20 protein-coding genes are annotated in these 19,722 nt (G+C 71.8%); 8 read left to right on the top strand and 12 right to left on the bottom strand.

Annotated elements, in window-relative coordinates:
• Window positions 1-14: 14 nt before the first annotated feature.
• From ACFWGZ_RS12360 to ACFWGZ_RS12370, 3 genes are all read right to left on the bottom strand, one after another.
• On the bottom strand, window positions 15-578 hold the full coding sequence (locus ACFWGZ_RS12360) for a TetR/AcrR family transcriptional regulator (RefSeq protein ID WP_382451553.1): 564 nt from the start codon (window positions 576-578) through the stop codon (window positions 15-17).
• Window positions 579-709: 131 nt separating this feature from the next.
• The gene (locus ACFWGZ_RS12365) at window positions 710-1,897 is read right to left on the bottom strand and encodes an acetyl-CoA acetyltransferase (protein WP_382451554.1); all 1,188 of its coding nucleotides are present in this window, start codon (window positions 1,895-1,897) and stop codon (window positions 710-712) included.
• Window positions 1,897-3,276 carry a hydroxymethylglutaryl-CoA synthase gene (locus tag ACFWGZ_RS12370; RefSeq protein ID WP_382451555.1) on the bottom strand — a complete coding sequence of 460 codons (1,380 nt, stop codon included), beginning with the start codon at window positions 3,274-3,276 and terminating at the stop codon, window positions 1,897-1,899. The genes ACFWGZ_RS12365 and ACFWGZ_RS12370 overlap by 1 nt, the downstream gene beginning before the upstream one ends.
• Window positions 3,277-3,395: 119 nt before the next feature.
• On the opposite strand from ACFWGZ_RS12370, the gene ACFWGZ_RS12375 reads away from it, so the two are divergent.
• The 4 genes from ACFWGZ_RS12375 to ACFWGZ_RS12390 all read left to right on the top strand — a co-directional run bounded on the left by ACFWGZ_RS12375 (window position 3,396) and on the right by ACFWGZ_RS12390 (window position 6,681).
• Window positions 3,396-4,580: an acyl-CoA dehydrogenase family protein gene (locus ACFWGZ_RS12375; protein WP_382451556.1), complete on the top strand. Its 1,185-nt coding sequence runs from the start codon at window positions 3,396-3,398 to the stop codon at window positions 4,578-4,580.
• Window positions 4,577-5,611 carry a TIGR03617 family F420-dependent LLM class oxidoreductase gene (locus ACFWGZ_RS12380; RefSeq protein ID WP_382451557.1) on the top strand — a complete coding sequence of 345 codons (1,035 nt, stop codon included), beginning with the start codon at window positions 4,577-4,579 and terminating at the stop codon, window positions 5,609-5,611. Before ACFWGZ_RS12375 ends, ACFWGZ_RS12380 begins: the two co-directional genes overlap by 4 nt.
• Window positions 5,608-6,084, top strand: a complete 477-nt coding sequence (locus ACFWGZ_RS12385) for a nuclear transport factor 2 family protein (RefSeq protein WP_382451558.1) — start codon at window positions 5,608-5,610, stop codon at window positions 6,082-6,084. The genes ACFWGZ_RS12380 and ACFWGZ_RS12385 overlap by 4 nt, the downstream gene beginning before the upstream one ends.
• A 222-nt stretch (window positions 6,085-6,306) precedes the next feature.
• Window positions 6,307-6,681: a hypothetical protein gene (locus ACFWGZ_RS12390; RefSeq protein ID WP_382451559.1), complete on the top strand. Its 375-nt coding sequence runs from the start codon at window positions 6,307-6,309 to the stop codon at window positions 6,679-6,681.
• A gap of 94 nt (window positions 6,682-6,775) precedes the next feature.
• Here ACFWGZ_RS12390 and ACFWGZ_RS12395 read toward each other — a convergent pair whose 3' ends face one another.
• Window positions 6,776-7,576, bottom strand: coding sequence for a DedA family protein (locus tag ACFWGZ_RS12395; protein WP_382451560.1), 801 nt, complete (start codon window positions 7,574-7,576; stop codon window positions 6,776-6,778).
• A 166-nt stretch (window positions 7,577-7,742) separates the two neighbouring features.
• On the opposite strand from ACFWGZ_RS12395, the gene ACFWGZ_RS12400 reads away from it, so the two are divergent.
• A complete protein-coding gene (locus ACFWGZ_RS12400) occupies window positions 7,743-8,321 on the top strand; it encodes a TetR/AcrR family transcriptional regulator (protein WP_382451561.1) in 579 nt (192 codons plus the stop codon).
• 102 nt (window positions 8,322-8,423) lie between these two features.
• Window positions 8,424-8,693 (top strand): hypothetical protein, encoded by a 270-nt coding sequence (locus tag ACFWGZ_RS12405; protein WP_382451562.1) that lies wholly within the window; start codon window positions 8,424-8,426, stop codon window positions 8,691-8,693.
• Between the two features lie 14 nt (window positions 8,694-8,707).
• On the opposite strand, the gene ACFWGZ_RS12410 is transcribed toward ACFWGZ_RS12405, so the two are convergent.
• Window positions 8,708-9,070 carry a PASTA domain-containing protein gene (locus ACFWGZ_RS12410; protein ID WP_382451563.1) on the bottom strand — a complete coding sequence of 121 codons (363 nt, stop codon included), beginning with the start codon at window positions 9,068-9,070 and terminating at the stop codon, window positions 8,708-8,710.
• Between the two features lie 395 nt (window positions 9,071-9,465).
• On the opposite strand from ACFWGZ_RS12410, the gene ACFWGZ_RS12415 reads away from it, so the two are divergent.
• Entirely contained in the window at window positions 9,466-9,627 is a 162-nt protein-coding gene (locus tag ACFWGZ_RS12415) for a hypothetical protein (RefSeq protein ID WP_382451564.1), read from the top strand.
• 216 nt (window positions 9,628-9,843) lie between these two features.
• On the opposite strand, the gene ACFWGZ_RS12420 is transcribed toward ACFWGZ_RS12415, so the two are convergent.
• From ACFWGZ_RS12420 to ACFWGZ_RS12430, 3 genes are read right to left on the bottom strand one after another with little or no spacing between them, the layout of a single operon-like run.
• Window positions 9,844-11,328 carry an SAM-dependent methyltransferase gene (locus tag ACFWGZ_RS12420; protein WP_382451565.1) on the bottom strand — a complete coding sequence of 495 codons (1,485 nt, stop codon included), beginning with the start codon at window positions 11,326-11,328 and terminating at the stop codon, window positions 9,844-9,846.
• Complete coding sequence (locus tag ACFWGZ_RS12425; RefSeq protein ID WP_382451566.1) at window positions 11,325-12,416, bottom strand: isocitrate/isopropylmalate family dehydrogenase; 1,092 nt, start codon at window positions 12,414-12,416, stop codon at window positions 11,325-11,327. The genes ACFWGZ_RS12420 and ACFWGZ_RS12425 overlap by 4 nt, the downstream gene beginning before the upstream one ends.
• Before the next feature lie 27 nt (window positions 12,417-12,443).
• Window positions 12,444-12,974 (bottom strand): EF-hand domain-containing protein, encoded by a 531-nt coding sequence (locus ACFWGZ_RS12430; protein ID WP_382451567.1) that lies wholly within the window; start codon window positions 12,972-12,974, stop codon window positions 12,444-12,446.
• A gap of 353 nt (window positions 12,975-13,327) precedes the next feature.
• Here ACFWGZ_RS12430 and ACFWGZ_RS12435 point away from each other — a divergent pair, with 353 nt between their 5' ends.
• Window positions 13,328-15,358, top strand: a complete 2,031-nt coding sequence (locus tag ACFWGZ_RS12435) for a SpoIIE family protein phosphatase (protein ID WP_382451568.1) — start codon at window positions 13,328-13,330, stop codon at window positions 15,356-15,358.
• Window positions 15,359-15,443: 85 nt separating this feature from the next.
• Here ACFWGZ_RS12435 and ACFWGZ_RS12440 read toward each other — a convergent pair whose 3' ends face one another.
• The 4 genes from ACFWGZ_RS12440 to ACFWGZ_RS12455 all read right to left on the bottom strand — a co-directional run bounded on the left by ACFWGZ_RS12440 (window position 15,444) and on the right by ACFWGZ_RS12455 (window position 19,614).
• The gene (locus tag ACFWGZ_RS12440; protein WP_382451569.1) at window positions 15,444-16,586 is read right to left on the bottom strand and encodes a glutathione-independent formaldehyde dehydrogenase; all 1,143 of its coding nucleotides are present in this window, start codon (window positions 16,584-16,586) and stop codon (window positions 15,444-15,446) included.
• A 58-nt stretch (window positions 16,587-16,644) separates the two neighbouring features.
• A complete protein-coding gene (locus ACFWGZ_RS12445) occupies window positions 16,645-16,791 on the bottom strand; it encodes a hypothetical protein (RefSeq protein ID WP_382451570.1) in 147 nt (48 codons plus the stop codon).
• Between the two features lie 251 nt (window positions 16,792-17,042).
• Window positions 17,043-19,223: an ANTAR domain-containing protein gene (locus tag ACFWGZ_RS12450; RefSeq protein ID WP_382451571.1), complete on the bottom strand. Its 2,181-nt coding sequence runs from the start codon at window positions 19,221-19,223 to the stop codon at window positions 17,043-17,045.
• A 124-nt stretch (window positions 19,224-19,347) separates the two neighbouring features.
• Window positions 19,348-19,614 carry an alpha/beta fold hydrolase gene (locus tag ACFWGZ_RS12455; RefSeq protein ID WP_382451572.1) on the bottom strand — a complete coding sequence of 89 codons (267 nt, stop codon included), beginning with the start codon at window positions 19,612-19,614 and terminating at the stop codon, window positions 19,348-19,350.
• Window positions 19,615-19,722: the final 108 nt, after the last annotated feature.

Raw genomic sequence — 19,722 nt, forward strand, 5'->3', positions numbered from 1 at the left:
ACGCCTCTCCTGGTTCAGGTGGTGCGGATCCCGTTGAGCAGGATCGCGGTCTGCACCTCGATGACCCGGTCGATGCCGACCCGGCCGCGGGGGTTGAACCAGCGGATGACCGCCTGGATCGCACCCATGATGGTCCGGTAGATCATCCGGGCGTCGATGTCGTCGCGGATGACGCCCGCGTCGATGCCCTGCTGGATCGTCTCCAGCCACACCTTCTCGACCCGGTGCTGGCGGTCGGAGATGCCCTTCATCGGCCGGACGTAGTGCCAGTCGTTCTGGAGGATCGTGACGTGCTGCCGGTTCTCGACCAGGCCGCGCAGGGCGCACTCGACGAGCTGTTCCAGCGCGTCGACGGGCCCCTCCGCCCTGGCGATCGCCGCGTCGTAGCCGCGGATGATGGTGTCGAGGTACTCGACGAGCACCTCCTCGACCATCGCCTCCTTGGAGTCGAAGTAGTAGTAGAGGCTGCCCGAGAGCATGTCGGCCTCGTCGGCGATGTCCCGCACGGTGGCGGCGGAGAAGCCCTTCTCCGCGAACACCTTCGCCGCGGCCCGCATGATCAGCTCCTTGCGAGCCACGCCCGTAGGGGAGCCGGTCGAGCGGCGACGGGTAGTACTCACACTGCGCTGCCTTTCTGTAACCGGTCGAAGTGTTCGGTCACCCTAACGGACCGCGTCACGATCGAGCGGGCACGGCGCGAAGAGCCGGTTCAGGGCTTGCGGTTGGAGAAGATGGTGACCGCGCTGACGAGGTCACCGGGGCTGCCGCCCTGGTTCTGCACGAGTCCGTAGCGCGGGTCGGCGACCTGCCGCTCCCCCGCCTCGCCGCGGAACTGCAGCCACATCTCGTAGATCATGCGCAGCCCGCTGGCACCGATCGGGTGACCGAAGCTCTTCAGGCCGCCGTCGGGGTTGACCGGCAGCGGGCCGTCGCGGTCGTAGCGGCCGTCGAGCACGTCGCGCCACGCCTTGCCGCGCTCCGAGAACCCCAGCTCCTCCATCAGGACCATCTCGGTGGGCGTGAAGCAGTCGTGCACCTCGGCCAGCGAGATCTGCGTCGCCGGGTCGGTGATCCCGGCCTGCGCGTACGCCGCCTTCGCCGACGCCGCCGCCTCGCCGAGGTCGGAGTAGTCGTAGTCGCTGTCGTTGCGGCCGGTGCCCGAGCCGGCGTCGAGCGCCAGCGCGTGCACGTACAGCGGCGTGTCCGTGTACTTCAGCGCGTCCTCGGCGCGGACGATCACGGCCGCGGCCGCCCCGTCGGCGACACCGGAGCAGTCGAAGACGCTGAGCCTGCCCGCGAGGGCGGGTGCCTGGGCGATGGTCTCCTTGGGCACCTCCTTGCGGAACTGCGCGCGCGGGTTCCTGGCCCCGTTGCCGTGGTTCTTCCAGGCGATGTGGGTCATCGCCTCCTTGACCTGCTCCTCCGGCACGCCGTAGCGGCGCGCGTAGGCGGGCACGATCATCGAGTACATCGCGGGGGCGCTGAGCACCGGCGGCGTGCCGTCGTTCGGGACGCTCGGCATCTCCAAGCCGGTGTAGCCCGCGTCCTTGAGCTTCTCGCCGCCGACCGCCATCACGACGTCGTAGGCACCGGAGGACACGGCGTAGCAGGCGTTGCGGAACGCCTCCGAGCCCGTCGCGCACATGTTCTCCACCCGCGTCACCGGCTTGTGCGCGATGTTGAGCGGACGGGTGAGCGTCAGCCCGGAGACGCCGGAGATCATCGAGCCGAGCCAGAACGCGTCGACGTCCCCGGCGCCGAGGCCGCCCGCCGAGAGCAGCGCGCCGTGCGTCGCCTCGACGAGCAGGTCGTCGACGTCGCGGTCCCAGTGCTCGCCGAAGTTCGTGCAGGCCATGCCGACCACGGCGACCGGCGTGGTGAGAGCGTGCGATCCCATCAGTCCTCCTCGAGGTGCGGGCGCACCTTCCACACGTAGTTGCGGACCCCGTTGCCCGCGACGCTCGCCAGCCGGAACGCCGGGGACACCCGGTCGCCGATGGCGAGCTCGCGGCCGGCCGCGTCGGTCATCTCGCACTCGAACCGGCCGCCGCCGTCGAAGTCGACCGCGACCACGCGAGCGGGGAGCTGGACCGACTCGGAGAGCCAGTCGTCGGTGAACGTCGCGATCCTGCCGGGCACGTCGACCATCGAGACCGGCTCGAAGCCCCCGGTCGCGGAGCACCGCAGGCAGACCTGGCGCGGCGGCAGGTTGCGGTAGCCGCAGGACCCGCACTGCGCGGCCACGAAGCCGAACTTCCAGGCCGCGGTGCGCCGCGAGGCGGGCGGCACGGGCGGCTTGACGTCCGGACGCCGGGCGGGCTCGCGCGGCAGCAGGCCGCGCCAGTTGAGGAAGTCGCCGTAGGACACGGGCTGCCCGGGCGGCGCGTCCTCCACCCCGCTGCGCGGGCCGTGGGCGTGCTTCTCCGTGACGCGGAAGACGAAGGCGTCGGCGCCGTCGGTGGCCGACACGGCCAGGACCACGTCGCCGGGGGACGCCGCGTCGAGCGCGAGCGCCAGGCCGACGGCGAGGTCTGCGGCGCCGGCGTAGCCCAGGTGCGCGACGTCCGCGGCGGCGAGCTGCTCCGCCTCGAAGCCGCGGCGCGCGGCGGTACGGGCTCGGGCGTGGGGCGTGCTGACGACGACGTGGGCGACCTCTTCGCGCTTGAGCCCGCACTGGCCGAGGACGTCCTCGACGACCCGTTCGACGAGGGGCACGTAGGCCTCCACGCCGAAGCGCTCCTCCCAGGTCCGGGTGCGGACCTCGCCGGGGACCCGCCACCGGTCGAGGAACTCGGTCGTCAGCGCGGCCGACCCGAGCAGCTCGGCGACCGGGTCGGGCCCGACGACGAGCGCGGCGGCGGCATCGGCCCCACCGGCCTCGTCCGCGGAACCGGGCAGGCCGTAGCGGAGGTCGCTCGCGACGACGACGGCGTCACCGGCGGACAGGCCGGCGGACAACGCGCCCGCGCCACCGCGCAGCGCACCGGACACGTCGTAGGCCGCGACCTCCTCACCGAGCCCGGACGCGGCGGCGACGGTGGCCGCGTTCGACTTCTCCAGATAACCGGGCCGCGTCGTGGCGAACCACAGGCTGCCGACGGCACCGGCGCCGCGCAGCGCGGCCCTGGCGGCCGCCACGCCCATCGTCGTGGCGTCCTCGTCGAACGACGCGACGGGACGTGCCCCCCTGCCCCGTCCCCCGAGCACGCGGGCGACGTCGGCGCGGTCCAGGCGCGGCACGGGCAGGTACACGGCATAGGACTGGATGCCGACCACGGCACCTCCTTCGACCTGGCTCGACGCACTTTAAATCAAGCACTTGCTTTGCTAGCTTAAGGACGCCGCCCCACCAGCGCAACAGTGCGCCGAGCCGGGGAGCCCCGATCGGAGGACATGTGAGCGAAGGGGATTTCCGGCAGCGCGTCGCCGAGGTCGTCGGCGCGTTCGCCCCGCGGCGGGCCGCCGCCGGGAACGCCTGGGGCCAGGGCGACGACCGGGTCTCGGTCGTCGCCGAACGCTCCGAGGGCGAGGCGGAGGAAATCGCGGAGCTGCGCCGCTACCGCGCCCACCTCGACGCCGGTGGACTGTCCTGGGTGGAGGGTCCCGAGACCTACGGCGGCGCGGGCCTGACCACGCGGCACGCCGAGCTCCTGCGCGCCGTCGAGGCCGAGCACGCCCTCCCCGACGACGCCTACCTCCGCTTCAGCGCGTCCACGCTCTGCCCGACGCTGCTCGAACACGGCACCGACGAGCAGAAGACCGGGCTGCTGCGCCGGCTGCGGACCGGCGAGGTCATCGCCTGCCAGCTCTACAGCGAACCCGGTGCCGGGTCGGACCTCGCGGGTCTGTCCACCCGGGCCGAACGCCGCGGTGACGGCTGGGTGCTGAACGGCCAGAAGGTCTGGAGCTCCGGCGCCCACTACAGCGACATCGGTCTCTGCATCGCGCGCACGGACCCGGCCAAGCCCAAGCACGCGGGCCTCACCACGTTCCTCGTCGACCTGACCGCGCCGGGCGTGGAGATCCGCCCGATCCGCCAGCTCACCGGCGGGGCGTCGTTCGACGAGGTGTTCCTCACCGACGTCCCCGTCCCCGACTCGGCCCGCGTCGGCGCGGTCGACGGCGGGTGGGGCGTCGTGATGACCTCGCTGCTGCACGAGCGGTCCGCCATCGGCCGCGAGGTCGGTGTGGACGCCGCGCTGGTCGACCGGCTGGTGGACCTCGCGCGCCACGCGCAGGAACCGGTCGACGCCCGCACCCGCGACCAGCTCGCCGACGTCGTGGTGCGCGCGTGGGCGGCGCGGCTGACCACGGACCGGTTGCTCGCCGGCGGCGGCACCCCCGGCCCCGAGCTGGCGATGACGAAGCTCCTCACGACGGACCTGCTGCGGCAGATGAGCGACGTCGCCGCGGACGTCCTCGGCGCGGGCCACGTGGCCGACACCGGCGAGTGGGGCACCTACGCGTGGTCCGAGCTCACCCTCGGGCTGCCCGGTCTCCGCGTGGGCGGCGGCACCGACGAGATCCTCAAGAACGCCATCGGGGAACGGGTTCTCCAGCTACCCAAGGACGCGCGATGAAGATCGACATGGGCATGATCGGTTCCTCGGCCGCCGGGTGCGGCCCGATCGCGGCGGACGCCGAGGCACGGGGGTTCGACGGCGTCTGGGCGAGCGAGAGCGTCACCGACGCCTTCCTCCAGTCCCAGGCGGCACTGCTCTCGACCGAGCGGGTCTCGGTCGGCACGGCGATCGCGGTCGCGTTCGCCCGCAACCCGATGTCGGTCGCCTACCTCGCGTGGGACCTCGCCGCCATGTCCGGCGGGCGCTTCGTGCTCGGCCTGGGCAGCCAGATCCAGGCCCACGTCGAGCGGCGCTTCAGCATGACGTGGAGCTCTCCCGTCGACCGGATGCGCGACTTCCTGCTGGCGATGGACGCGATCTTCTCGTCGTGGCGCGACGGCACCCGCCTCGAGTACCGCGGCGAGCACTACCAGCACACGCTGATGACGCCGGTGTTCACGCCGCACCACCACACGCACCGGATCCCCACGATGATCGCCGCGGTCGGCGCGAAGATGACCGAACTGGGCGCCGAGCTGTGCGACGGCCTGCTCCTGCACGGCATGACCACCACGGCGTACCTGGACCAGGTGACGCTGCCCGCCGTGGACCGCGGCCTGGCGGCGTCCGGCCGCGGCCGTGACGCGCTGGAGCTGTACGTGCCGCTGTTCCTCGTCATGGGCGACACCGAGGAGCAGATCGCCGAGACCTCCAGGAAGACCCGCGAGCAGATCGCGTTCTACGCCTCCACCCCCGCCTACTCGAAGGTCCTCGCGAGCATCGGCTACGACAACCTCCAGCCCGAGCTGCAGACCCTGTCGCGCGCCGGCAGGTGGGCCGAGATGGGCGACCTGATCGACGACCGGGTCCTCGGCGAGATCGCACTGATCGGCGCCCCGGAGGACATGCCGGCCCTGTGCCGCAAGCGCTTCGACGGCCGCGTGGACCGCGTGTCGTCGTACTTCGGCTGGCCCGTCGAGGATCCCGACCGGCTGCGCGAGATCCTCGCCGCCTTCGGCGACCCGACGACCCCGGAGGTGACCCGATGACCCGGCTGACCGCGGCGGACCTGGTGGCCCGCGCCGAGATCACCGACACGCTGCACGCCTACAGCCGCGGGGTCGACCGCCGCGACATCGACCTGCTGGCCGACCTGTTCACCGAGGACGGCACGTTCGACTACGGCCACGGCAACGTCACCGCGGGCCGCACCGCGCTGCGCGCCCTCTTCGAGGCGGCAACCGGTCGCTACACCGCGACCAGCCACCACGTGTCGACGGTGAGCTTCCTGCACGTGGGCGACGGCACCGCGCGGACCATCGCCTACGTGTACGCCTTCCACGACAACGCGGGGCAGGACCGGCACCTGCACGTGTGGGGCTGCTACGAGGACGAGCTGGCCGACGAGGGCGATCGCTGGCGGATCAGGGCCCGCAAGGTCCGGGTGGCAGGCGTGAGGACGACCGGCTCGGAGCCGCTGCCCGAACGCTTCGAGCGCTACGACCGCCACCCGCGCCGGTAGAGGAATGTCCTTGTACCGCTGAATTCCGTTGCCGAATCGACCATGGGCGAAGGCCGCTGGGGCGCGTCATCGCGTCCACAGCAGACCCCTCTTCCCGACCGGCCTTCATAGACATTCCGTTGGGCGCCGTCCGAGTGAAGTCGTTTGGACTCGTAGCGGCGGCCCGTGTGTCTCCGATCAGGTGAGCACGGCGGCGGAAAGTCGTTCGGTGAGAGGAAGAACATGAGACGAAGACTGATGGCCGCCTTGTCGGCGGCGGTGATGATGGCCGGGCTCGTCGTGGGACAGGGCTCCGCACAGGCCGCCACGACGGGGTGGGTGTACATCTCGTTCCCCACGTGGCTGGCCAACTGCGAGAGCGGTGGACGTGTCACCGCCATCCAGGCCTACACGGACTACTGGTCGACCAACTGGGACACCGGCGACGACCTGGTGTACGGCAAGGTCGCCCTCGGCCAGCGGAACAAGATCATCGCCACGGTCTTCTGCAGCAAGTGGCCGGCGGGCTACTACCGCTACGTGGCGCGCACCGACGTGGTGCCCACGCGGAACAACCAGACGCTCTGGGTCGGGCCTGCGGGCTGGAGCCGCAACTGACCGATCGCCGCCCGCGCCGGCACCTGCCGGGATGCCTCGTGGGCATCCCGGCAGTTCGCGCCTGTCTCCCCCGCCCGAGACGCGGGTGGATCGCCTACGCGGCGGTGCGCTGCTCCTTCTGGCGAGCGAGCTGCGCACGGGTCGCCTGCACCCCGAGGAAGACCGCGAAGGCGAGGGTGATCCACAGCGCGTAGCGGTCGATCAGCAGGACCACGTCCACGGCGTCCTGCCCGAGTCCGTACCCGAGACCGGCGACCAGTCCGGTCATGAGACCGGCGCCGATCACGTCCGCCAGCAGGAACGCCGGGAGCGACATCCCCGCCAGCCCGGCGAGCAGGAACGCGAGGATCGCGGGCACACCCGGCACCGACGCGCCGACGACGAGGCCGAACTTGCCCCACGCAGGCCAGGAGCGCAGTCGCGGGACGAGTCGCCGCGCGCTGTCGGTCGGGACGAAGAACCCCACGCTCTTCTGCCCCCACCGGCGTCCGGCCCACCAGTACAGCCAGTCGAACTTGACCTTGCCGATGATGCCGGCCGCGACGACCCACCACAGCTCGCCCTGCCCGAGGCGCGCGAACGCGGCACCCGCCCCGATGGCCGAGGAGCTGCCCGTGGCCGCCGCGGTCGCGATCGGGTGCGTCCCCAGGAGGAACGGGCGCAGCGGCAGGGACACCAGCGACAGCACGATCGAGGCGGTCAGCACGCCGATCAGCACCTTGTCCGCCCGCTCCATCGGACTCCCCCACGGCCGCAGCTCGCGCCACTGCCGCTGGGCCGCCTCGACCTCCCCGGCGCTGTAGGTGCGACCCCACCACGTCCGCCGTGCCGTGCCGCCCTCGGCGGGGTCCTCCGGCTTCGCGGCCGCAGGAGCATCCTCGCTGGATCCGGACATCCTGGTCATGGTTTTCCTCACGTCGGGGACGCCGATCTCTGACAGGACATCGCGTCACGACGTCCTCGCCGCGACGCGACTAGTACGATCCGAGAATATGTACTAGCACGATAGGCGTCAAACGTACCGGCACGTTTCACGCATCCGTACCGGTACACTCGGGGGCATGTCCACCCGCCAGGAGCTGGTCGAAGCCGCACTGCGGCTGGCGAGCACGAGCGGCTTCGGCGCCCTGAGCGTGCGCGGGGTCGCCCGGGAAGCCGGCGTGGGCGCGACCACGTTGCGCCACTACTTCCCCTCGCAGGCCGACCTCCACCTCGCGGTGACGACCGAGCTGGTCACGTCGCTGCTGCACGACCTGGACATCGAGGACGACACCGGCGACCCGGCCGGCCGCCTCTACGACTGCCTGGAGCAGTTCCTGCCGGACCCCGCCCGCGAGATCTCGTTGCGCGGCAGCTGGTTCGACCTCTACTGCACCGCCCTGGCCCCGAACGCGCCGGCCGCCCTGCGCAACGTCCTGCGCGCCGCCCACGAGGCGTCGGCCACCGCCGTGCGCCGCTGGCTGTCCGCGCTGGTCGCGCAGGGGCACCTGGCCGAGGAGGACGTCGAGGACCAGGCGGCGCACGTGCTGGCGATGATCAACGGCCTGCACCTCTGCGCCGTGATCGAACCGGAGCGCTACGACCTGCCGCGCGAGAAGCGCCTGCTGCGGTGGTACACCCGCCGGCTCCTGTCCGGGTGACCCGGCCCACCCGTGCGGCGAAACGGGTGTAACCGCAGCTCAGAACGGGAACCCCGGCCCGAACACCTCACCACCGCGAGGTCCGGCTCCCGAGGAACGATCATGAACACGTCGGTCATCCCGCCGCGAGCCGGCACCACCGCCGCCGATGTCGTTGCCGGACAGTGGTTCTGGCACGAGCCCTGGCCCGGCTACCGCGTGCCGCTGCACGTCGCCGCCGTCAGCCGGCACGGCCGCACCGTGCGCATCGTGACCACCGACCCGGACCGCGAGATCGTGCAGTACCGGTCCGACCGGCCCGTCCACCTGCTCCGGGACGAGGACTGGGGCATCTCGCTGAGCGGCGTCCTGCCGCTCAGCGACGTCGCCTGAGCGTGCGGCAGCGGCTATCCGTCGATCTTCGTCGCGGACAGCGTGACCTGCGTGGTGCAGTCGACGACCTTGCCGGCTTCCACGCTCTGCGCGACGGTCTTCCAGTTGCGGTCGTTGATCAGGAGGCGGCCCTGGCCGCTCGCGTCCTGCTCGCGCAGGAAGTACAGACCGGCTTTCTGCATCGTGTCCTGCGCGGTCTGGTGGACCATGCCGACGACGTCGGGCACCGTGCAGGTCTTCGCGGCGGGCACGGCGGGGGCGGTCGGCTGAGCCGGCGCGGTGGCTGACGGCGGAGCGGGCGTGGTCGTCCCGGCCGGGGGCGTCGCCGAGCACGCGGCGGTCGCGAGCAGTGCGGCGACGGCGACAGCAATGCGCATGACCGGCCTTTCGCAGTGAACCCGCGCCCACGTCGGGCGGCGGAGGACGCTCCCTCCACACTTGTTATCGGCTACCCGCCTCGCACGCTGAACAGGCTGAACCGTTCGGGTGGCGGCACTGGGCGGGGACCGGGGACCCACCGTCGCCGGGAAGCGGGCGCGCGACGACCTCCGCGGCGTCCTCGGCGGAGAGCCCGAGCATCCGCGGCACCACCTCCGCCATCCCGGCGGCCGCCCGGTCGCAGTCGGTGTCCGGGCGCGCGAACCGGCCGGCGGCGATGCCGTTCTCGAGGTCGCGCCTGACCCGCAGCCCGGCATCGTCCGCTGGCCGACCCGCATCACCGGCGGCCAGGTCAGCGGGACACCGGTGATGCGGGCCGGACTGGACCGCGACCGTGCTCGACGTGGCCGGGGCGCAACCGGTTCTGCCTCTCGAAGGCATGAGCCTCGCCGGGCACCTCCTCGGCGGCGAGGCCGCCCCGGCCCGCGATCTTCTCTGGCGCACCGAAACCCAGCGCGCGCTCGTCGCCGAGCTCAGGAGCGCGTGGAGTCGGTGAAAGCCGGCCTGCTCCCCTACCCGGCCTGATCCTCACCACGGCGCGATGGCCTTCGCCCCGCTACAGGCTCCCCGGATCTCACCCGCCGTCGCCGGCTTCACCGGGGTCCGGCACACCAGACGGTTCCCGCCGCACACGCGGAAAATCGGGCCCCACTGCGCTGAAGCCGAACAGCGCCAGTGCCTTCACATGGTCGGCAGAAGCCGCACTTGCCGGTCAGGTGCGGGTCGCGAAGATCCACCGGTTGCTCGCCAGCGCGTCGTCGGCCTGCGGCTCGGGGCCACGTCCGAACGACCGGGCGAAGTCGAACGGCGTCGTGACCTCCGTGGCCCAGCCCCTGCTCGCCAGGTACCCGGCGGAGTCGGGGCGCGGTTCGGCGTCGAACAGGCTGAGCAGGTCGACGCCGATGCGCTGCCTGGCCAGCGAGTAGACGGTGCTGGAACGCACCTGCGGCGACTCGCTGCCGAGCTTGACCTCGAAGGCGATGGAGCTGTCGCGCACGCCGAGCCTGTCCACGGCGTCGATCAGGCGCCGCTCGGCGTCGCTGGGCAGGTACAGCATCAAGCCTTCGGCCAGCCACACGCTCGGCGAGGTGGGGTCGAACCCCGCCGCGGCCAGCGCTGTCTCCCAGTCCTGCCGGAAGTCGACCGCGACGGGCACGCGCCGGGTCCGCGGTGTCGCGCCCAGGCGGTCGAGGACGTCCTGCTTGAAGCCGAGCACCGGGTCCTGGTCGAGCTCGAACACGACGCAGTCCCGCGGCCAGTCGAGCCGGAACGCCCGCGTGTCGAGCCCGGCGCCCAGCAACACCGCCTGCCGGGCCCCGGCGTGCACCGACCGCTGCACGAAGTCGTCGAGCACTCTCGTCCGCAGGCCGAAGTAGCGCCCGAGCCTGCCCCACAACGGGTCCTCGTCACCGGCCGGGACCTCGTGCGGGCGCACCGGCCAGTTCTCACAGGTGCCCGCGGCACGGACGAAGTGCTCGGCGTAGTCGTCCCGCGCGAGCGAGTCGTGCCGGTGCGTCTCGATGGCACGGGCCGCGGCGACCATGAGCGAGGTGCGCGCGACCCCGCGTTCCACCACCTGTCCCCCGCTGTCCGCTGTCTCCGGTGGGGTGGCGGGCACCGACCACACCTCCGGGTCGTCCAGCGTCATCAGCCGCGCGCCGTAGAGGGTGCTCATGAACGACAGGATCGCCTCGTCGGTCAGGTGCAGGCTCGTGGTGCAGTCGGTCAGCACGCTCACGTGGAAGCCCCGCTGGAACGCCGAGCGCGCCGAGGTGTCCACGCACACGTCGGTGTAGAGGCCCGCGAACACCAGGTGTTCGACGCCCTTCTCCCGCAGGTGGTCCTCGAACCCCTCGGCGAGGAACGCGTCGAACCGGGCGCGCTTGGTGAACACGCGTTCTCCCTCCACCGGCCGCACCCGGTGGAACTCGGCTCCCCAGCTGCCCTCCCGGCACTTGGGGGCCTTGCCGAGCAGCAGGTCGCGGCGCCGCCAGCTCGGCCCCTGGTGCTCGGCGTCACCGGTGAACCGGACGTGGACGAGCTCGACCGCCCGGCTCCGCGCCGCGGCCACGGCCCGGACCGCGTTGTCCGCCACGACATCCAGACCGGTGGGAGCACGCCGGTGCCTGCCGGCCGCGGCCGGGCCCGTGCAGAAGTCGTTCTGGAGGTCGATGACGACGAGCGCCGTCGCGGTCACGACCGCGCCGCGGACACGGCCGCCGTGCGACGGTCGCCGGAACCCGGCCGCTGCAGCTGGTCCACGACCGCGGCCACGACCTCGGTGGTGGAGTGCCGCCCGCCCCTGTCCGGTGTGGACACACCCTGGTCCGCCACCGCGGCGAGGGCGTTCTCCGTGCGTTCGACCGCACCGGCGCACCCGGCGTGCCGCTGCGCGATCGCGGCCGCGGCGCGGATCGTCGCCGTGGGGTTGACGGTGCCCAGGCCCTCCAGGTCGTCCGCGGAACCGTGGACCGTCTGGTACTCCACGAGATCGCTCACCGCGGGGTGCAGGTGGACGTTCTCGGTGCAGCGGTTCTCCTGGCGTTCGGAGCCCAGCCTGTCCAGCAGGACGACGTGCATGATGTCGGCCCACTCGTTGGCCCCGATGACGACGCTGCGCGCGGGCAGGCCGTGCTCGATGATGTTGCGGTTGACCGTGTCCGGCTGGGCCAGCCGGAGATCGACGCCGTGCCGGGCGCCGATGTCGGCGACCCAGTCGCCGAGCGCGCCGTCGAGCAGGTGGAACTTGTAGGCCATGACGATCTGCCGCACCGGCTCCCCCGGCCAGTGCCGCTGGGCCTGCCGGAGGGCGGCGACGACGATCTTCTCGGTGATCTCCCGGCTGAAGGTCGTGACGCGGTGCACGACACCGGGCGCGTGGCGGTTCTCGCCCGTGTAGAAGCCCTGCGCCTCGTCGCGGACCAGGAGCAGCTCCGTGTCACCGTCGCCGATGAGGTCGACCTTCACGGCCTGGAGCCGTTCGCGCACCAGGTACAGCGACTGGGCGTTGATGGCGGTGCGGAAGACCGCCGTCGTGCCCGAGCGTGCCAGGGTGCGGCAGAACTCCTCGTAGTGGTCGGCGTCCTGCCTGGTGAGCCGGCCGACCTCTTCCACTCCCGCGGCTTCGGCCGCGAGCGAGAAGTACGAGTGGTAGAGCCGGGGAGATCGGGCGAGTCCGATGGACACCGACGACGCGTTTCCCAGCGTCGTCAGGACGCGTTCGAAGACGTCGGCCAGCTCCTGGCCGGTGCCACGGCCGACGGCGAGTCCGATGGTGGGGAACAAGGTGCTCCTCTCCTGCGCGTGCGCCGGTCAGACGCTGCCGCTGACCAGCTCGTCGCCGGGGATGCCGACCTTCGCGGGGCTGTAGAAGTCCTTGATCCCCTCGACCCACGTGGACACGGTGATCTCGTCGGCCGGGGAGGGGTCGAACGCGTCGAAGAGCGCGTGGATGGCGTCGTCGTCGAAGCCGATCGCCGACATGAGCGACACGAAGACCGGCCGTTCGATCAGCCCGTCGCCGTCCGGGTCGCCGAGGGCGGCGAGCGCCACGGCGAACTCGCTGACCGTGTCGTCGAACCGTTCCGGCGCCAGCACGCAGGCCGTGAACTCGTCGAGGGAGATCGTGCCGTCGCGGTCGGTGTCCAGTTCGGCGACCAGCGTGCGCCAGTAGCGCTCGAACGCGTCACGCATCACGATCTTGGCCTGCTCGCCGGACTGCGGAGCCGCCCGCACGACGTCGCCGGCCATGCTCTCGAAGTCCTCTTGCTCCAGGCGACCGTCCCCGTCGCGGTCGAAGAGCCTGAAGATGACCGTGACGCGCTCGAGTGCGTTCCGCTGCATGCGCTGACCCCGTGCCTTCCGGATGAATGCGAGCAAGTTCAAGGACTTTGGCCGACCGCCGACAACCATGGCATCGGCACCAGGACAAAGCCATGACCGGGAATCGGAGACACCTCAAAGTGTGAACCTGCACCTCGACTCGCGGTGACGAGCTCGCTGCCCGTGTCCGGTGAGCGACTTCCCCCATTCGACGTGAGCGGGAACAGCAGCGCCGACGAGTGAACCTGGAGATTCCCAGCCGTTCGGGCAATGGTCGGGATTTGGCTTTTCCGGCCTGTTCATCACGTCCGGTGTCGTGCCGTTCGTGCTGCGCGAGGCTCTGTGCGCTGCCGACCAGCGCGCCCTGGTGGAGCATGGACGACATCAGCGTCTGCTGGGAGAGGGCTCGGATGACGTCGGAGCACGGTGATCGAGATCTGTCCCGCGATCGGCTGGTCGGTGACCCGCACCTGGTGCGCAGGGTGTTCGACCAACTGCCGTTGCTCGTGCTCGTCCTGCAGGGCGCGGAGCTGCGGGTGGTCGCGACCACGGAGGCCTACCGCTCCTACGCGCGGCGGACGGAGATGATCGGCACGCCGATCCGCGAGGTGTTCGCGGACCTCGACCAGCAGCACATCGTGCAGCTGTTCGAACGCGCTTACACCACGGGTGAGCCGGTCGAGGTCCGCGAGTTGCGCGCGTACGTCGAGGTCCCGGACGTGGGCCTCGTCGACTACCTCGTGGACTTCACCGCCACGCCCTGGCGCGACGACGACGGCGAGATCGCCGGGGTCACCATCACCGCGACCGACGTCACGGGGCGGGTCCGCGAGCGGGAAGCGGCGCAGGAACGCACCGCCGCGGCGGAACGCCGTTACGCCGCGGCGCGCGACGTCATCGACGCCCTGCAGCGCGAACTGCTGCCCGCCGGGGTTCCCGTTCTGCCCGGTGTGCAGCTCGCGGCGAGCTACCTGCTCGCCGATGCCGACACCGCCGCCGGCGGCGACTGGTTCGACTCGGTCGTGCTGGCCGACGGACGGGTCGGACTCGTCGTCGGGGACGTCGTGGGGCACGGTGTGGCGGCCTCGGCCGCGATGGGTCAGCTGCGGGTGCTGCTGACCGAGTACCTGGCCGCCACCGGTGACATCGTGGCCGCCCTGCGCGCCGCCGACGTGGCCACCGACCGGATCCACGGCGCCCGTGCCGCGACGGTGTGCGTCGTGGTGCTGGACACCGTGACCGGGGTGGTCGAGTACTGCACCGCCGGGCACCCGCCACCGCTGGTCGTTCCCGTCGGCGACCAGGCCCGCTACCTGCCCCCGACGGGCACCGCTCCGCTCGGGGTGGGCGCCGAGCGCGGCCCGGCGGTCGTGCGCACCGACCGGCTCGGCCGGGGTGATCTGGTGCTGCTCTACAGCGACGGCGTCCTGGAGCGACCCGGCCGCTCGCTCGCCGAGAGCACCGTCGAGCTCGCACAGGTCGCCGCGGACGCCACCGCCGACCGGATCATGCGGGGCGGCTCCGCGCTCGCCGTGGAGCGCGCGTGCACGCAGACCGTCGAGGTGCTCACCAGGGCCACCGGGCACAGCGACGACATCACCCTGCTGGCTGCGCAGCTCACCGCCGCACCGGCCGCGCTGGACGTGGTCCTGACCGCCGACGAGCAGGCCCTGCGGACCGCCCGCGTCACCCTCGACGACTGGCTGGCCGGCATCCCCGCCGGCGCCGACGATCGTGACGCGGTGCGGCACGCCGTCGTCGAGCTGATCACCAATGCCACGGAGCACGCCTACGTCGACTCCGCCGGGCAGCACACCTGCACCCTGACCGCCTCCCTCGCCGGCAACGGCAGCCTGTCGGTCCGCGTCACCGACCGCGGACGGTGGCGCTCCCCCGCACCGTCCACCGACCGGGGACTCGGGCTGCAGATGGTCGAGCACCTGATGGACTCGCTGCGCATCGACCACGACGAGCACGGCACGACAGCCGAGACCGTGCGGCGGCTGACCCGGCCCGCCAAGCTGATCACCGCCGGGAACGGCGCCTCCGGCACCGCGGGCAAGCGCGCCCAGTCCGACCCGCTGCTGGTGCTGGACCAGCCGAGCGCGCCGACGCCGCGCATCCGGCTCGACGGTCCCGTCGACGCGGCGACGACCTCGGTGGTGAACAAGGAGATCCTCACCGCCGGCTCGACCGGCGCACGGTCGCTGACCGTGGACCTGACCGGGGTGACCCACCTGGCCAGCTCCGGCGTCGCCGCCCTGCACCGGCTGGTCGCCCTGCACCGCGCCAACGGCACCGAGCTGCGCCTGCTCGCACCGCCCGGCTCGAACGCGGGCATGGTCCTGTCACTGGTCGAACTGGACCACCACACGGCCGACCCCGACTACCCCGAGGTGGACTGAGCACCGCCACCGGCGCAGGCTCGATCGGGCAACGGTGCCGAGGTGGCCCGGTTCCGCCGGATCTCGCAGCAGTGGCATCGCCCGGTCAGAGCCCGGGCTTGAGCAGCACCTTGGTCCAGCCGTCCTCCCGGTTGTCGAAGTGCGTGTAGCCGTGCGCCGCCTGGTCGAGCGGGAGCTCGTGCGAGACGATGATCGACGGCGTCGCGCGGCCGGCGATGATCAGGTCGCGAAGCTGGCGGTTGTAGCGCTTCACGGGTGCCTGGCCGGTGCCCATGCGCAGGCCCTTCTGGAAGAAGGTGCCGTAGTCCCAGCCGACGCGCCCCTCCTTCGCGCCGTCGTCGGCCGCGCCGGGGTCCTGCGGCACGTACACGCCGACGACGCCGAGGCCGCCGGTGGTGCGCACGCACTTCACGAGGTTGTCGAGCACCAGCTCGGGGTGTTCGTCGCCCTGGTCGTCGTGTGCCTGGTAGCCGACCGCCTCCACGCCGCAGTCCGCCCCACGGCCCTTCGTGGCCTCCATGACCTGCTCGACCGGGTCGGCCTGCGAGAAGTCGACGGGGACGGCGCCGAAGCGGCCGGCCAGGGCGAGCCGGTCCGGCCGGCGGTCGACCACGAAGACCCTCGCGGCGCCTCGCAGGACCGCGCTGTGCGCGGCCATCAGACCGACTGGCCCGGCGCCGAACACGACGACGTCGTCACCTGGGCGTTGACCCGCCAGCTCCGTGCCGTGCCACCCGGTGGGGAACACGTCCGAGAGCATCGTGAAGTCGTTCTCGAAGTCGTCGCCGGGAGGCAGCTTCAGGAGGTTGAAGTCGGCGTAGGGCACCCGCAGGTGCTCGGCCTGCCCTCCCGCGTACGGGCCCATGTTCGCGTAGCCGTACGCCGCGCCGTCGACACCTTCGGTCGGGTTGGTGCGCAGGCAGAACGAGGTCCAGCCCTGCGTGCAGTTGCGGCACGAGCCGCACGCGATGTTGAACGGAGCCGAGACCCTGTCCCCCACGGCGATCCGCGTGACGCCGGGCCCGACTTCCTCGACGATCCCCATGTTCTCGTGGCCGAGCACGGTCCCGCTCTCGACGTTCGTCCGTCCCTCGTACATGTGCAGGTCCGAGCCGCAGATGTTCGTGGTGGTGATCCGGATGACCGCGTCGGTCGGTTCCTCGACGCGTGCGTCCGGGACGTCCTGCACGGCGATGTCCTTGCTACCGCGGTAAACGACGGCCTTCATGTCAGTTCTCCTCCAACAGGAACCGGATCAGTCTCTGCGGGACGGTGGTCGTTCGCCGTCAACGGCACCGCACGGGAGCGATGTCGACGACCAGCGCCCACGCCACCAGCTCGATTCGCAGGTCGTTGCGGATCAACGGGATCCACCGCAGGTGTGTGCGCGGGTCGACGATCTCCGGACCGATCGCGATCGCGCGGCGGAACACCGGTTCAGCGGTCGGAGAGGGGTCGAAGAACGTGACGACGGCACCTCGTGCGAGGTGCTCGGTGACGGTGGTTTCACTTGCGACAGCTGGATTCTGTTCTTCCGGCGCCCGGAACGGGTCTCCACGGGGTGCCGGCGCTGAGGTGGCCATTGCCCCAGATACCCCTGCCACAGGCGGATAACCGTCGAACCGAGGACGTCGTCGTCCGCGACCAGAACGATGGTCATCGCCGTGAAGGGGAATGCGGGCGCTCAGAGCTGGTCGAGCTCGGTGTGGCGAGCCGTCAGCGTGCCGGCGAGGTCGACCAGTTTCACGTTGAGCTGCTGCGAGGTCCGGCGGAGCAGGTCGAACGCCTCGGCGGCGCCGATGCCCTGGCGCTGCATCAGGATTCCCTTGGCCTGACCGATGACGTCCCTGCTGTCGATGGCCCGCCGCAACTGGATCTGCGTCAGGTCCGCGAGCTCGGTCGCCCGCGCGTGGGCCAGGGCCAGCGAGCCGTGCGTGGCCAGCAGCAAAGCTGCGTGCCGGTCCGCGGCGTCGAGGCCGTTCGCGTGACGCGAGTAGATGTTCAGGGCGCCGGACAGCTGGTTCCTCCCGCCGGCGGGGAGCAGCTCGCTCGACAGGATCGCGCGGAAGCCGTGCCCTGTTGCCGCGGTGGCGAACTCGGGCCATCTCGCCTCGTCCGTCAGGTCACGGCTTTCGACATAGCCCGGGCTTTCGGTGCGCGCCGCGTCGAGGCACGGCCCCCGCCCCGAGCGGTACTGCACCTGGTCCAGCTCAGCCGCGACGTCGTCGGTCTGCACCGGCGTGTGGAACGTCCCGTCCGGCGTGCGGACCGTCACGCTCACCATGTCGGCACCGGGCACCACGGTGCCCACGGCCTCGACGACCTGCTGCAACGCCCCGGCCACCGTGGAGGTGTGGAGCAGCCTCCTGGTCAGCTCCTCGAAGTGGACCACTTCGGCGTCGGCGACGTCGTCGGCGTTCTCGGTCCTGGCAATGCCGTGCCTCCCCGAAGTGGTGGTGGATGGTTCGTCGTCCAGTGCACCAGTGCGGGCAGGCGGGGCGATACCCGCGGGTGCGAAGTCCGAAGTAGCGGAAATACGAACGAACCCCGTGTCCTCTCGCAGGGTCTGCGAGGGAGATTCGCCGTAGGCACCGCGGTACTGCGCGGCGAAGGTGCTCGCACTGCCGAAACCCCACCGGGTTCCGATCCGGGTCACCGTCGTGCCGGCGGGATCGGAGGCCTGCAGTTCGGTCCGGGCGGCGTCGAGACGCACGCGCCGCAGGTAGGCGATCGGTGTCATGCCGAGGTGGCGGCGGAACGCCAGCTGCACCGAGCGGACCGTCACGCTCGCGGCGACGGCGATGTCCGCGGCGCCGATGTCCCGGTCCGCGTTGGACTCGATGAACGCCATCGCCCGCCGCAAGGTCCGCAGGTGGGCGTCGTTGTCGTCCGTCGCCGTCAGCGGTGAGAGCGCTGTGTTCGGAAACGCCCGCAGCACCGACGCGGCCAGGTACCTGCACGCCGTGGAGACGAGCAGCGAGTCGGCTTCGGGCGCGGCCAGCACGGTGTCGCGCACGTGCGTGATCGCCGCCCGCAGCCGCCCGCTCGCGGCGTCGTCGAACGGGCGGTGGCTCAGCAACCGGACCTCCCGCCCCGGACCCACCACCTGGGAGAACAGCTCGGGTGTCACCAGCGTGACCACGGCCCGGGCAGCGCTGACGCGGCCTGTGACCGGTAGGTCCGGTGGCGCGAGGGAGAACAGATCGCCTGGTCCGAACGCCTGGGGCTCCTTCTGCCCTGCGACCAGGTGGTCCTCGACCGTGCCCGACCGGAGGTCGACGAGGCAGATCCTGCCGACGGGGCCGGCGTCGAAGCCGAATCCCGCCCGCACGTCCAGGTCGTCGACGCAGAGCTCGGCGGTGGCGAGTCTCGTCAGGTGCACCTGCGGCCGGCCCTCGGCGCCGACGATCCGCATGGAGGCGTACGAGGTGCCGAGCACCGCTTCCACGTCTTCGTGCCCACCGGCGAAGAACGTCGACCTGGTCACCACCGACGCCTGGCCGCGTGGTGCGGGCAGATCCCCACCCCGGCGGCCGGCCAGTGCCTGTTCCAGCGCGGTGAACCGCGGCACGGCGCCATTCGGGTCGACGACGTCGAGCACAACCGATGCGGACGTGCTCGCCGGATCGTGCACCACAGCGCAGGCGACGCCACGTTCAGCATAGCCGTCGGCGAACGCGACGAGGGTCCTGGCGGTCTGCACCGACATGATGTCGACACCGCGCACGTCGAGCACGATCAGCACGGCGGACGGGACCACGGCGGCTACCAGCGCTTTCGCGAGCAACGCCGAGCGCACGTCGCCGACGGAGCCGGGGAGCGCGAGCACCAGCGCGTCGCCGACCTGCGCGGGGTCGATCGTCACGTGCTCCACAGCTCAGCCCTTCGCAGCCGGGAACGATGTACCCGGGACGAAGGTAGCGCGCCTGCCGCCTCACCACTCGCCGGTGCTCGTTCTCGCTCGCAGGGCACCTCCGGCACGCTCACGATCAGTCCCGGAGGAAGTCGGCCACCGCCGTGCGGAAGCCGGGGCTGCTGCCGACGATCCCGTGATCGCCGGCGACGAGCACGAGGCGGGCGTCCGGGATGGCGTCGGCGAGCACGCCGGGCCGGGCTGCGAGCGGGTCTTGATCGCCGGCGATGACGAGTGTCCGAGCGGTGATGCGCACGAGGTCGACTCCGCCCGTGTGCACCGCCCGTGCCTGCGCCGCCAGGGACGGCAGGTCCGCGCCCACCGTCTGCGCGAACGTGCGCATGCCGGCGACCTCCGGCGGGAGGGAGCCGGGGTGGGGGGGGCGGCGCGGCGGGGCGGGGGGCGGGGTTGGGAAAACCCCCCGGGGGCCCCCCCCCCCCACCAAGCACCC

The sequence above is a fragment of the Lentzea sp. NPDC060358 genome (assembly GCF_042725365.1).
Lineage (GTDB): Bacteria > Actinomycetota > Actinomycetes > Mycobacteriales > Pseudonocardiaceae > Lentzea.

Excerpts from the sequence above, each read along its gene's own strand:
- ACFWGZ_RS12365 (WP_382451554.1), bottom strand. The coding sequence starts at position 1,897 with ATGGGATCGCACGCTCTCACCACGCCGGTCGCCGTGGTCGGCATGGCC.
- ACFWGZ_RS12380 (WP_382451557.1), top strand. The coding sequence starts at position 4,577 with ATGAAGATCGACATGGGCATGATCGGTTCCTCGGCCGCCGGGTGCGGC.
- ACFWGZ_RS12385 (WP_382451558.1), top strand. The coding sequence starts at position 5,608 with ATGACCCGGCTGACCGCGGCGGACCTGGTGGCCCGCGCCGAGATCACC.
- ACFWGZ_RS12390 (WP_382451559.1), top strand. The coding sequence starts at position 6,307 with ATGAGACGAAGACTGATGGCCGCCTTGTCGGCGGCGGTGATGATGGCC.
- ACFWGZ_RS12395 (WP_382451560.1), bottom strand. The coding sequence starts at position 7,576 with ATGTCCGGATCCAGCGAGGATGCTCCTGCGGCCGCGAAGCCGGAGGAC.
- ACFWGZ_RS12400 (WP_382451561.1), top strand. The coding sequence starts at position 7,743 with ATGTCCACCCGCCAGGAGCTGGTCGAAGCCGCACTGCGGCTGGCGAGC.
- ACFWGZ_RS12405 (WP_382451562.1), top strand. The coding sequence starts at position 8,424 with ATGAACACGTCGGTCATCCCGCCGCGAGCCGGCACCACCGCCGCCGAT.
- ACFWGZ_RS12410 (WP_382451563.1), bottom strand. The coding sequence starts at position 9,070 with ATGCGCATTGCTGTCGCCGTCGCCGCACTGCTCGCGACCGCCGCGTGC.
- ACFWGZ_RS12430 (WP_382451567.1), bottom strand. The coding sequence starts at position 12,974 with ATGCAGCGGAACGCACTCGAGCGCGTCACGGTCATCTTCAGGCTCTTC.
- ACFWGZ_RS12435 (WP_382451568.1), top strand. The coding sequence starts at position 13,328 with ATGGACGACATCAGCGTCTGCTGGGAGAGGGCTCGGATGACGTCGGAG.
- ACFWGZ_RS12440 (WP_382451569.1), bottom strand. The coding sequence starts at position 16,586 with ATGAAGGCCGTCGTTTACCGCGGTAGCAAGGACATCGCCGTGCAGGAC.
- ACFWGZ_RS12455 (WP_382451572.1), bottom strand. The coding sequence starts at position 19,614 with ATGCGCACGTTCGCGCAGACGGTGGGCGCGGACCTGCCGTCCCTGGCG.